Annotated in this window: 10 protein-coding genes and 1 tRNA gene; 6 read left to right on the top strand and 5 right to left on the bottom strand. The window is 33.8% G+C overall.

Going from position 1 to position 13524, the window contains the following annotated elements; genetic code table 11:
* Positions 1–14: 14 nt before the first annotated feature.
* Positions 15–1640, bottom strand: coding sequence for a phosphatase (locus tag ACPF9A_RS19495; protein ID WP_423999614.1), 1626 nt, complete (start codon positions 1638–1640; stop codon positions 15–17).
* A 187-nt stretch (positions 1641–1827) separates the two neighbouring features.
* The gene (locus ACPF9A_RS19490; protein ID WP_423999612.1) at positions 1828–2964 is read right to left on the bottom strand and encodes a Gfo/Idh/MocA family protein; all 1137 of its coding nucleotides are present in this window, start codon (positions 2962–2964) and stop codon (positions 1828–1830) included.
* Between the two features lie 221 nt (positions 2965–3185).
* On the opposite strand from ACPF9A_RS19490, the gene ACPF9A_RS19485 reads away from it, so the two are divergent.
* Complete coding sequence (locus ACPF9A_RS19485) at positions 3186–4670, top strand: S10 family peptidase (protein ID WP_423999610.1); 1485 nt, start codon at positions 3186–3188, stop codon at positions 4668–4670.
* Positions 4671–4684: 14 nt separating this feature from the next.
* Here ACPF9A_RS19485 and ACPF9A_RS19480 read toward each other — a convergent pair whose 3' ends face one another.
* Complete coding sequence (locus tag ACPF9A_RS19480; RefSeq protein ID WP_423999608.1) at positions 4685–5140, bottom strand: hypothetical protein; 456 nt, start codon at positions 5138–5140, stop codon at positions 4685–4687.
* Positions 5141–5253: 113 nt separating this feature from the next.
* Here ACPF9A_RS19480 and ACPF9A_RS19475 point away from each other — a divergent pair, with 113 nt between their 5' ends.
* The 3 genes from ACPF9A_RS19475 (at position 5254) to ACPF9A_RS19465 (ending at position 8052) form a co-directional block, all read left to right on the top strand.
* The gene (locus ACPF9A_RS19475; RefSeq protein WP_423999606.1) at positions 5254–5712 is read left to right on the top strand and encodes a hypothetical protein; all 459 of its coding nucleotides are present in this window, start codon (positions 5254–5256) and stop codon (positions 5710–5712) included.
* Positions 5713–5724: 12 nt separating this feature from the next.
* On the top strand, positions 5725–6411 hold the full coding sequence (locus ACPF9A_RS19470) for an SGNH/GDSL hydrolase family protein (protein WP_423999604.1): 687 nt from the start codon (positions 5725–5727) through the stop codon (positions 6409–6411).
* Between the two features lie 87 nt (positions 6412–6498).
* Positions 6499–8052 carry a M28 family peptidase gene (locus ACPF9A_RS19465; RefSeq protein WP_423999602.1) on the top strand — a complete coding sequence of 518 codons (1554 nt, stop codon included), beginning with the start codon at positions 6499–6501 and terminating at the stop codon, positions 8050–8052.
* Between the two features lie 141 nt (positions 8053–8193).
* Here ACPF9A_RS19465 and ACPF9A_RS19460 read toward each other — a convergent pair.
* Positions 8194–8269: transfer RNA gene (locus tag ACPF9A_RS19460), tRNA-His, on the bottom strand.
* 156 nt (positions 8270–8425) lie between these two features.
* Between ACPF9A_RS19460 and ACPF9A_RS19455 the strand changes: the two genes are divergently transcribed.
* The gene (locus ACPF9A_RS19455) at positions 8426–10474 is read left to right on the top strand and encodes a tetratricopeptide repeat-containing sensor histidine kinase (protein ID WP_423999600.1); all 2049 of its coding nucleotides are present in this window, start codon (positions 8426–8428) and stop codon (positions 10472–10474) included.
* Positions 10475–10704: 230 nt separating this feature from the next.
* Positions 10705–12795: a tetratricopeptide repeat-containing sensor histidine kinase gene (locus ACPF9A_RS19450; protein ID WP_423999598.1), complete on the top strand. Its 2091-nt coding sequence runs from the start codon at positions 10705–10707 to the stop codon at positions 12793–12795.
* Here the strand turns inward: ACPF9A_RS19450 and bshB1 are convergent.
* Complete coding sequence (gene bshB1, locus ACPF9A_RS19445) at positions 12792–13508, bottom strand: bacillithiol biosynthesis deacetylase BshB1 (RefSeq protein ID WP_423999596.1); 717 nt, start codon at positions 13506–13508, stop codon at positions 12792–12794. The two genes, ACPF9A_RS19450 and bshB1, sit on opposite strands and share 4 nt — an antisense overlap.
* Between the last annotated feature and the right edge of the window lie 16 nt (positions 13509–13524).

Genomic DNA, 13524 nt, shown 5'->3' with positions numbered 1-13524 from the left:
ATTTATGAAGTATATTATCTAGGCAAACCTGTCAATTTAAAAAGAACAGAACCTTCTAAAGAAGCACTACCCTCACTAATAGCTGTTGGATCAACAAACTTAAGTCCGTCAGCCCTAACCGCAGTTTCGGGTGTAGTACTGTAATTCCATCCATGTACTTGAGCACCACCAATAAAGGTTGGTTCAGATGCACCTATGATATCAGTAACATCAAATAACCCGGTAATTTCCCACATACTATCAGTATTTCCTATACCAACGCTAGATGCAAAAGTTTGATTACACTCCATCACTTCAACAAAACTACCTGTGTTTAAATCTAACTGCCATAATTTTGCGAATCCGGTAATATCAGCGTTCAAATCACTATAACCATTTGGATCTTCTTGAACGTAAGCATAGTTTTCAGTAACCATTATATTATCAGGAGAATGAAGACCATCACCTTTACCACCTTCAATATCGCCATCTACAACTACCGTAAGAACTGCATCGGCAGTTGGGTCAGTATCATTTAATTCTAACTTATATACACGACCAAAACCGGTACCTCTTAAGTTCAAATCTGGGTTATCGCCACGAATTCTTCCTGTTGCATTGAAATATACTTCTCTTTGCGCATCGGCAGAACCTCTTCGCCAGTCAATATCTTCAATTCTTTGAAAACCAATTGCAGAAGCATCGATAGCTTCTTGATTTAACTCGTCTATAGTTCTTTCAGTAACTTCTACCCATTCTACGTCATAAGCAACATCTTCAGACATTCCCATTTCAAATAGCTGTCCGCCTTCACCAGGTAAAGACTCTACAGGATTTTTTCCTCTTAAAACATATAACTTTCCACCGTAAAGATCACCTCTAGCAGCAACATACATTCCAAAATGAGCCTGTGGGTATACATTATCGCTATGATCATCTCCCATAAAAATAACAGTTTGAGAAGCATATGCATCTTTACCGATGGCAACGGCATTTTCAGTAGACCATTCCCCTAATGCAGGTAATCTTTCTACTTCTACCCTATCTTCTTTTGACCGAAAAGGATTCACTTTATAAACACCCTTTGCGTTACCGCCCCATTCGCCACCAGCAAGGTATAAAGGTCCGAAACCATGCTCTTCAACTGTTATAGCAGAACCAGAACACATAGCCGTAAATGCTGTAGCTGTTGAATTAACGATATAATCGCCTTGTAATGGTTGAAGTTCTGAGTTTAACATTATTCTCGCAATAGAATAATCTGCCTCTAAATTATTAATCAACGCGTAATTTCCATCTTCAGTAGGAAAAAGTGCAGCACCATCCATATAAGAACCGTAAACAAAAGTAGAATCGGACTCTAGTATATCGGCAGAAGACATAATCATATTAAGTTCGGCGGATCCTGCAAATGCACCTTTAAGTTCAAATAATTCATTCGGAGTTACAGAACTAGTTAATGGTATTGATTCTGCCAAAGTTAAATCTTGACCGTCAACACCATCTTCTCCGTTAATTCCATCAGCGCCATCGACACCATCAATGCCGTTTGTTCCATTTGTACCATCAGCACCATCTTCGCCCTCACAGCTCATTACTGCCAATCCGAGGCAAGAAAGAATCATTGCTTTGAATAGTAAATTTTTTGATTTTTTCATCATCAATATAGTTTTTAGGTTATGAATGCCAAAACTATATAGACAACCTTTTAGAAAGGTTCACTGAAAATTAGCAATTGATGAAGAGAAGTTTATGCTTATGTTAAGATGTAAAATTAACTTGAATTTGAAGTGATCTAAACTTGAAATTCAAGTTAATTTAAATGTAAAACCTATGATTTACAATATGTTACGACACTATACCTAAATCACCTAAAGACAAGGCTTGTTCTTTACCACCTTCTGCGATTGATTTATAAATAGCTTCAACGATAATCATATCTCTTTTTCCCATTTCGCCCGGAGCGATGTTTTTTGTATCTAATAGTACATGCTTAGCAAAATCGTCCATCTGCAAAGCCTGTTGTCTTTTAAATGGAAACTCTATAGTATCACCGTTAGATGTTCTTCCGCTAATTGGTCCGTAACTATGAGCAGGATCCAACTCAAACCAACCATTGCTACAATGACATTTTAATCGATTACCATTTGCGTTGTGTGAAGTCATCATATGTGCAACCGCACCATTTGCAAATTTAAATTGTGCGGTAATGGTTTCATCGGTATCCTTAAAATAGTCGGGTCGGGTACTAAACTCTTGTGCAGAAACAGAAATAGGATTTTGACCTGTACCATAAATACTAGTTTGTATCGCATATACGCCCATATTCATTAACGCACCACCACCAGAAAGCGACTTATTTAATCGCCATTGATAAGGGTTACCATTAGAAACATATCCTGCATCTGAAGAAACAAAAAGCACATCTCCGAACGTTTTCTCTTTTACATATTTCTTTACCTCATTGGTATAAGGGTCGCTCTGCATTCTGTAACCAACACCCAATTTTACATTATTCTCTTTACAAGCATTTATTATAGCATCGCATTCTTCAACACTAACAGCCATTGGTTTTTCGCAAATGACATGTTTACCAGCTTTTGCAGCACGAATACAAAAATCTACATGCATACTATTCGGTAATGCCACATAAACGATATCGATATCATCGTTCTTTGCTATAATATCAAAATTATCGTAATTATAAATATTCTTTTTTGACAGGTTATATTTCTCTTTCCAAATGCCTTCTTTCTCTTTGGTTCCTGTAACAATACCAGCCAAATAACAATGTTCAGTTTCTAATAATGATGGTGCAAGTTGATGTTCACTATAACTTCCTAAGCCTACTAAAGCAATACCTAATTTTTTATTCATAGATTTCGTAGTAAATGCTTTTGCCAGAGGCATGTTAGATAACAATGTGGTTCCTAATATTCCTTTGGCAGCTATACCACTAAATGAGCGTCTTGATAATTTCTTCATGAGTCTATTTTAATGCTTTAGAAAATTAAATAAAAATCATTGAAATTCATCAAATCTATTATGAATTTAATATTAAGAATATACAGTACTATAAAGTGTCTAATTCCATATTAATGTATTCAAAAATTAAGAATTGATATTAAAAGTTTAAACAATAATGACGGAAGCAAATATTGAGCTTTTATTCTTATTTTCGTTTTACAACAGAACCTTATCAAACCATGAAAAAACTTCTACAATTAACCATTTGTATGGCTGCTTCGATAATCGTAGCCCAGTCTAGAGAAATACCTGTCGACACCGTTATCACCACAACCCACAATGCAACCATTAACGGTGTTACTTTTGCTTATACCGCGCAAACAGGTACACAACCCGTGTGGGATGAAAATGCAAAACCTATTGCAACCTTGCATTACACTTATTATACACGAAATAATATCAAAGATCGCGCTGCAAGACCATTATTAATATCGTTTAATGGCGGACCAGGTTCTGGATCTGTTTGGATGCATTTGGCGTATACAGGTCCAAAAATATTAAAGATCGATGACGAAGGATACCCGGTACAGCCATATGGTGTAAGTGCAAATCCGCATTCGGTTTTAGACGTAGCAGATATTGTATACGTTAACCCTGTTAATACCGGATACAGCAGAACTATACCTGCAAGCGGAAAAGAAGTTGATAGGGATAAATTCTTCGGAATTAATGCCGATATAAAGTATTTGGCAGAATGGTTGAACACCTTTGTTACTAGAAACAATAAATGGCGCTCACCAAAATATATCATTGGTGAAAGTTATGGAGGCACCCGTGTTATGGGACTTTCTTTAGCACTGCAAGAACAACAATGGATGTACCTGAATGGTGTAATTATGGTTTCACCTGCCGATTATAAAGTGATACAAAACTCCGGACCGGTTGCTGAAGCTATAAACTTACCATATTATACAGCGGCAGCTTGGCATCATAAAATGTTACCTGCAGCATTACAGAGTAAAGATTTACTTGAAATTTTGCCAGAATCAGAGGCGTATACTATAGATAAATTAATGCCAGCATTGGCGAAAGGCGGATTTATCGATGCGTCGGAGAAAAATGCTATAGCAGATAAAATGGCTTATTACTCCGGATTAAATAAAAAAGACATTCTTGATCAAAACCTAGTAGTGCCTACCTCGTTTTTTTGGAAAAACCTTTTAAAAGATAAAAGTGGATATACAGTAGGTCGTCTAGATTCTAGATATTTAGGTATTGACAAACAATTGGCAGGTATGAAGCCAGACTATAACTCTGAATTAACATCTTGGCTACATAGTTTTACCCCGGCAATCAATTATTATTTGCAAGAAGAACTGAATTTTAAAACAGATGTGAAGTATAATATGTTCGGGCCTGTACACCCTTGGAACAATGATGACGATAATACTAGAGAAGATTTAAGACTGGCAATGGCACAGAACCCGTACTTGAACGTAATGGTACAATCTGGATATTACGATGGTGCTACTACCTATTTTAATGCAAAATATACCATGTGGCAAGTAGACCCCAGCGGTCGTATGAAAGATAGATTCAGCTTTAAAGGCTACCGATCTGGGCACATGATGTATTTAAGAAGAGAAGACTTAAAAACTGCAAATGATGACATTCGTGATTTTATAACACGAACAGTAGCAACAGATAGAAGTGCTAAATATTAAAAGATATTAGAAATTTACTCTTCTAAAACAGTAGAAGACATTCCCAATACAAGCAATGAATTTATTTCTGTTGTTTCTGTTGGGAATTTCTTTTTTAACCTAAAATCTGCTGTTTTAATAGCATCTCTATAAAGTTGTTCTCTTTTACGTTGTTTTTTTTTCTTAAAAATATCAATTGTAAAGCCGACGGTAGCACCACCTAGAACGGTAGCCAAAAGATCTTCATTGCTCCAACCGCCATATTGTTTTTGATCAATACTTTCTTTTGCCAAACCAATCAGCAAACTACCACCAACAGCACCAACGAACGTCCAAGTTCTGTCACCGTCAGAAATTTCATTAGCTACTCCGGCTCCTACCAAACCATAAAGATTACCTCCTAAAAAGTGAAGTACTTTATCTTGTTCTATTTGACCTTGTACGCTGTTGAGTGACAGCAAGAATAGTAAAGAAGCGAAAATATTTTTCATATTGCGCAAAGATAAAAATTCTATATCATGCATCTCGTATAAAAATCGTTACTATTAGTTAGTTAAATTCTCTGTAGCTGTATTTTATATTATCTTACATTATTTTAAACTATATGGAACTAAAGAATTTTATCAAGAGTCTATCTATCATGCATTTGTTCTTACTTATTGGACTAAGTATTTTTACAATCTGGGTGATTTTTCAAATCAACACCTTTAATACAGACAACAATGGTGAGAGCGTGTTTTTATATGCCGTACCGGTATTTGCTATGATTGGTTATTTTGGCAGTCAATGGATTTTTAAAAAAATGACTTCTAAAATTCAGTTAAACACGCGATTAGAAGACAAATTAAAAAAATATCAATCTGCCTTGCATATAAAATATGCACTTATTGAAATGCCTGCTTTTATTGGGCTCTTTGCCTATTATAATACAGGTAACGCATTACCACTGGTAATATCAATTTGTTTGTTGGCTTATTTAGCCGTACAGAGACCAAATAAAGATCACATCATTAAAAATGTTCCATTGACCACAGAAGAACAGGGTCTAATTCAAAAAGCATAAACAACCAACAAAATGAAAAAAGTAAACACTTTAATTTTAACCTTTATGTTATCATTTCTAGGTTTAACAACAATTAATGCACAAGACTGGGCAGATTTAAAACATTTTGAAGAAGCTAATGCCGAAGTACCAGCAGCAGATGATGAAGACCGGGTAGTATTTATGGGCAACTCAATTACAATAGGTTGGTTAAACAAGCATCCTGAGTTTTTTGAAGGCAAATCATATATTAATAGAGGTATAAGTGGGCAGACTACGCCACAGATGCTCATACGTTTTAGACAAGATGTAATTAATCTACATCCGAAAGTAGTGACAATATTAGCTGGTACTAATGATATAGCAGGCAATACAGGTGTGTCAACCTTAGCAATGATTATGGATAATATAAAAGGTATGGCAGAACTTGCCCAGGCAAATGGTATTAAGGTCATTTTATCTTCTACCCTACCTGCTTATGATTACCCATGGAAACCAGGCTTAGAACCATCAGGTAAAATCATCGAATTAAATAAAATGATAAAAGAATATGCCGATTCTAAAGGTCATATCTATTTAGATTATTTCTCTGCCATGGTAGATGAACGTAATGGCTTACCAAAGAAATACGCTCTAGACGAAGTACACCCAACCGTTGAAGGTTATAAAGTGATGGAACCATTGGTAGAAGCAGCCATTGCAGAAGCTTTAAATAATTAAAATTCAACCAAAATATTGATTCTAAAATCTAACTTTTAAAACTAGATAAGATTTGATTATTTTTGGAAAAATAAGATTACTATAAAAATGAAAAAAACACTATTTCTATTGGTCGCTACGGCCATGTCATGCAATTCTTCTCAAAAAACCGTTATAGATGCCGCAACAGAAGAAGCATCATCAGTTGCATCTGAAATTTCATTTGCCGAAACGATTACAGAAGCAGAATTAAAAGAGCATTTATATATCTATGCTTCAGATGAATTCGAAGGCAGAGAGACCGGTCAACCAGGTCAAAAGAAAGCAATAGCGTATCTAAAAGCCGAGTATGAAAAACTAGGCATACCCGCAGCGAAAAAAGATGGCAACTATTTTCAAGAAGTACCATTAGAAATAAGTAAACTTCCTACTGGTAAATTAACTGTTGATGGTACCGATTTTGCTGTTGGCGAACATGTACTAACTTTTTCAGCAGCAAACACTTCAACAGATGATATTATATATGCTGCTTATGGAATAGATGATGATAACTATTCTAACTATAATGATCTTAATATTGAAGGTAAAATAGTCTTAATGAAGTCTGGTGAGCCAAAAAACGCTGATGGAACCTTTGTAATTTCTGGTACAACCGAAGCTTCTCACTGGAGCAATATGTCAGAATCATTGACAAAAAGAGTACAGATTGCTATGGATAAAGGCGCTATTGGTGTGCTGTATTATGATGCAGATAATTTTAGTCGATTTAAACGCAGGTTCGAATCAATGAAAATAAATAATAGCGGCAGAATGGAAGTAGTAGATAATAACGCTCCTGAATTCTACAACTTGTTCATTGATCAAACACTAGCTAAAAGCTTTTTATCAACTATTGATACTGATGACAAGCCTCAAATTTTGAGCAAAAAATTGCAATTAGATTTTGAAAGTTCTAATGATAACATTTCATCAGAAAACGTTGCCGCCATATTAAAAGGTACTGAAAAACCAAATGAATATTTAGTGATTTCTTCGCACTTAGATCATATAGGTATCACTGGTGATGGTGAAATAAACAATGGTGCCGATGATGATGGTTCTGGTACTGTAGCACTATTAGAAATTGCCGAGGCTTTTAAGAAAGCAGCAGATGCAGGTAACGGACCAAAAAGATCCATTGTTTTCTTACATGTTACGGGTGAAGAAAAAGGATTGTTAGGTTCTCAATATTACACAGATGTAGATCCAATTGTGCCGCTTGCGAACACTGTCGCTAATTTAAATATTGATATGATCGGTAGAATAGACCCTGAACGTGAAGGAGACCGCAACTATATCTATTTAATAGGTTCAGATAAATTAAGTTTAGAACTTCATAACCTTTCTGAAGAGGTAAATAAAAAATTCACGAATATTGAATTGGATTATACTTATAATGATGAGAATGATCCAAATCGTTTTTATTACAGAAGTGACCATTATAACTTCGCTAAAAACAATATTCCAATTATATTTTATTTTAACGGTACTCACGCCGATTACCACAGACCAAGTGATACACCAGATAAAATAAACTACGACCTTTTAGAAAACAGATCTAGATTAGTTTTTTATACGGCATGGGAAATTGTGAATAGAGCCAATAAGTTGAAATTAGACTAACAATCAACTTTTTAAAATTTTGAAAAGCCTTGTAATCTTTATGATTTACAAGGCTTTTTTATGCTTTATACTTAAAGTATGTAAATGGTCTAAAACAAAAAAGTCTTAGAAATGAATCTAAGACTTTTTATCTGCCTTTTAGGGTGGAAGACCGGGTTCGAACCGGCGACCCTCGGTACCACAAACCGATGCTCTAACCAGCTGAGCTACAACCACCATTTGTAAGCGAGTGCAAAGATAATTTTTTTAAACAGTTCTAACAAATAATAATTTGAAAATTCAATAAATATTTAATTTTAAGAATCATTTATAATAATTTTTCTAACTTGAAGTTTTATTTAACACAACCTATTAAGATTATACCACATTCATAATGCATTCTATATCAAATTATAAGCATAATTTTTTTCTATTTGCATTTATATGTACCAGCTTTTTTACTGGTCTCGCTCAAAAAGACAGTATTAATTATTTTCATGAAAAAATTTCGAAATTAACCAATTCCCCTAATTTTTCAGCAAACTCACCTAATTACATTGACAACCTAAACCAGCTCTCTTATTACCAAAGACTTATAGAACAAGACTCGTCGCTAATAAATGCAGAACGAGCACTTGCTCTGAGTAAGAAAAATAAATATATACAAGGTGAGCTTGAAGCCTTGTCAAATCTTGCAACTATATACTTATACACAGCTCAAACAGATAAGTCAATTGATTTCAGTTTAGAGACCATAAAAAATCCTGATTTAAAGAATTACCCAAAAACAGAAATGAAAATTTATAATATTCTTGGACAAGGATATTATTTCAAAAATGACTACCCTTCCACTTACATTCAATTCTTACATACACTAGCTATAGCAGAAAAGAATAATGATCAATTTCACTTGTTTCGAATGAATATGAATTTGGGCACTATTTTTAATCGCTTAGAGAATCCTGAGGAGGCTTTAAAATATTATGCTGTTGCCTTTAAACTCGTTAAAAATTTAAAAGACCCTACTAAAGAAGCTATGCTGCTAAGTAATATGGCATTCTTAAATATTGAGTTAGGAAATTTAGAACAAGCAAAGATTGAATTAGACGAAACATTTGCGTTGTTAGAAAAAAATAAGCAGCTAACATGGTTGGCTTGGACCTACTCTACATTAGGGTTATATTATTTAAAATTAAATGATTTTGAAAATGCCTTAGTGAATTATCAGATATCTTTAGATATGCATGATGGGTTCAATGATATTAAAGCAAAGGCTGAAGTAAAATATGGTCTTGGAAAATCATATTTAGGACTTAATAATTTAGTAAAAGCTAAGACGAATATAAATGAAAGTGTACCGCTTTTTGTATCTTCTGATTATGAAAAAGGTCTTGAAAAAGCATATAGAACGTTATATCAAATTAACAAAAGTCAAGATAACCTAGCCGAATCTTTAAAATATCTTGAATTAACCGAAAAACTTTCTAACGACAATTTCAAGAAAAAGAACAGACATGATTTAACGATGTTTAATGCTAAATTAAATCTAGAGAAAGAAACCGAAAATCTAAAAGCTCAGAATGAATTAGCGTTAAACCAGCAACGTAAATACGTAAAATGGTCACTTGCAGGACTATTTGCTTTAATGATCATTGTATTCATAGTCTTAAAAGCCAATAAGCGAGAAAAAGTTCTAAATAGAAAATTAGCTAGCCAAGCAGAAATTTTAAACAAAAATCAAGAGAGTCTTACTGAAATTAACGCCAATCAAGATCATCTGTTTTCAATTGTCGGTCATGACTTAAGAGGTCCCATTAATTCACTAAATGAAATTCTGACGCTTTATTTAGAAGATTCTGAAGGTAAAGTATATTTCGAAAAATTTGCCCCACAACTTAAGGAAGACCTAGAGCAAGTTCAATTTACCATGGACAACTTATTGCATTGGGGAAAAACACAAATGCAAGGCAGTACTATTAACGTAAGAAGCATTTCTGTAAAGTATGAACTAGATATCATATTACAATTGTACAGAAATGAGATAAACAAAAAGTCTATTATAATCAAAAACCAAGTTGCTGCAAAACATAAAGTATTTGCTGATCAACAGCAGTTCAATATTATTTTTAGAAACCTAATCAATAATGCCATTAAATTCACTCCGAATAATGGTATGATTACTATTTCAACAGAAATAAAAAATAAAAATCTAGTAATACAAGTTTCAGATACTGGTGTGGGTATGACGGAAACCGATGTTCAAAAGCTTTTCAGCAATGCCGAAAACTTCTCTAAATATGGTACAAATTTTGAAAAAGGAACCGGTTTGGGACTGCGCTTAGTAAAAGCAATGGTTATAAAAAACAATGGAGAAATAATAGTGAAAAGTAAACCTAACAAGGGTAGTCAATTTATAGTTGAATTACCTGTAGATATGGTTTAATTTATTTTGAAATTTTATACTCCTCATTCCTCATGCCACTTTTAAACAGTTGGGAGTTCGTTTTATAATCAGTATGCAATCAAAATAATATTTACCTCCTCAAAGTCCAATTCATCGACCAATTACATCTTTAAAACGATAAAACACGCAATAAATCGCGTTTCACAACATTTATTGCTTTTCCATAAAGTTCTAAACTAATTTTAGAATCGCATTATTGAGCGAGCTTTATGAATCGTAGAATACTAAAACCATTTTTGCAAGACAGCCTCCTAAAAGGTTGCATCGTGGTATTCTTTTTTTTAAGCTTTTCTACAAACAGTATTTCTGCACAAAGTTCTAAAAGAGATACATTGATACAAGAACTAGAGGACTTAAAAAACTCTACTTCCTTTAGCGCCAAGGATACACTTTATATTAAAAATCTAATTGATCTTGCTGCAGAATATCGCTATCATAATTTAGATACATTACTTACACTTAGTAAAAAAAGTCTAGACCTAAGTAAGAAGGCAGGTTATATAAATGGAGAGATTAGTTCTTACCATTCTTTGGGAGGTTATTATTCTGACAAAGGAAAGATTGATCAGGCTATTTCAAATTTTACAAAGGCATATAACCTCGCTAATCAGCATAATAATGATTTACTAAAAGCTGGCATCTTAAACGACTTAGCCAAAGAATATGGTTATAAAGGTGAATATTCAAAAGCTTTAAAATGGTACTTGGCTACCATTGAAATCGCAGAAGAAAATGATTATAAAAATATTATATCTATTGTAAACGACAATATTGCGCATTTATATCTTGAACAAAAAGATTACGAACAAGCAATGGTGTTTTTACAGAGATCCAAAGACATTCACGAAGACATAGGTAATCCTATATTTCTAGCTGAAACATTAAGCAATATCGCGTCTACTTATGCAGAAATGAATGAGTTAGATTATGCCATGTATAATGTTAATGTGAGTATAGCCACTTTTGAAAAAGAACGAATTTTAGAATGGTTAGCATACTGTTATGAAATTAAAGGAAAAATATATTTAAAAAAGAATAAAAACACTTGGGCTCTTTACTGGTATAAGCAAAGTGAACTTTTACATAAAGAAATAGAAGATGATCGCGGAAAAATAGATTTGCTAAATGGTATGACGGAGGCCTTTTTAAATCTTAAGAAAGATAGTGTAGCTGAAGTATATGCATTAAACGCATTTGACCTTTCTAAAAAAATCGGCCTAAGAAGCGGAATCAAAAATAGTACACACAAATTAGCTAAAATATTTAAGGATAAAAAAGACTTCGAGAAATCGCTTTGGTATCATGAAATTTATCAAGCTACTTATGAGTCTCTATCAGCAACTAATAATGAAAAAGCATTGAACATGCTTAAAACTAGGGTAGAATATGACCAACAAAGGCAGCAATTAATTATTGAAAATGAAAAAGCTTTAGCGAAACGAAATATATACATTTACATTTTTATTGTAATACTTATAATCTTCGCCATTATCACCTTTCTAATTCATAGAAATGAAAAAGAACAGAAAAAATTAAACTTAGAGCTTAGACACAAAAAAGCAGATTTAGAAGAAAAGCAAGCTTATTTGAACGAACTTAATCAAACGAAAAATAAACTATTCTCAATCATCGGTCATGATTTAAGAGGACCAATAGGTGCATTTCAAGGGCTCTTAAAATTATTTAAAGAAGGAGAAATGAGTAAGGAAGAATTCTTGAATTTTGTACCGAAACTAAAAGTAGATATCGATACTATTTCATTTACCCTTAACAACTTACTATCATGGGGTCAGACACAAATGAATGGGTCAATTACAAGACATTCTGTAACAAACTTAGATTGTATAGTCGAGGAGAATATTGCATTACTATCTGAGATTGCAGAAGCTAAGTCAATCACTTTAGTAAACAGAATTGAGCCAAATTGCCAAATTTGGTCAGACCCGAACCAAATAGATATTATTATAAGAAATTTATTGAGCAACGCCCTAAAGTTTACGCCTAACAATGGTCAAATTATTATTGGTGCTATTCAAAAGATTAAAACATGCGAAATATATGTTAAGGATAACGGTTTAGGCATGACTGAAGATATTATTGACAAATTATTTGAAAAAGACTCTAACCATACCACCTACGGCACCAATGATGAAAAAGGTACCGGATTAGGACTTTCGTTATGTAAAGAAATGGTCGAGAAAAATAATGGTAAAATATGGGTACATAGTGCCCTAGGTAAAGGCTCTAGTTTTTATTTCACCATACCAAGATTACAGAAACAATATAAAGAATCTGCTTAAATTAAATGGTCAAGCGAATTTACCGCTAACATTCTTTCGACCGTAAATCCTTCGGCATAGTCAACACCCACCAATCTACCTAAATCTTTAGCTCTATAATGTACGCTTTCGATAAAGGTTTTGCTACTTATAGGTGTTTCTGGCTCGTTGCTTTTTGGATCATGAAACTGAGATGTATATGCTAAAATCGCATCGGTCTTAGCTTCAATATAATCACTGATATCTACCACAAAATCGGGAGTAATATTCTTCCACTGTATGAAGTGATATACTAACTTAGGGCGCCATTCTTGTTGGCTTTCCTCCCCTATTTTTGTTTCTATACGCCTTAATCCGCTTAAAAAACAAGCGTCACTAACAAGCTTACTACCTTTACCATGATCAATATGTCGATCATCAATAGCATTGCACAAAACAATTTGCGGCCTGTATTTACGAATCATTTTTATAATCTCGAGTTGGTGGGTTTCATCGTTTACGAAAAAGCCATCTCTGAATCTTAAATTTTCACGAACTGCTACACCTAAAATCTTTCCTGCATTCGCTGATTCTTGATCACGAATTTCAGCAGAACCTCTTGTACCCAATTCACCACGGGTTAAATCTACAATGCCTACTTTTTTACCTAGTGCAATTTCTTTGGCAATGGTACCGCCTGCCCCTAATTCTGCATCATCAGGATGCGCTCCAAATACTAAAATATCCAACTTCATGCTATGCTAATTCTAA

Origin of the sequence: Maribacter sp. IgM3_T14_3, from assembly GCF_049603095.1 — a bacterium.
Classification (GTDB): Bacteria; Bacteroidota; Bacteroidia; order Flavobacteriales; family Flavobacteriaceae; genus Maribacter.
The sequence above is the reverse complement of the archived record's forward strand: the minus strand, read 5'-3'. Positions and strand labels throughout refer to the sequence as shown.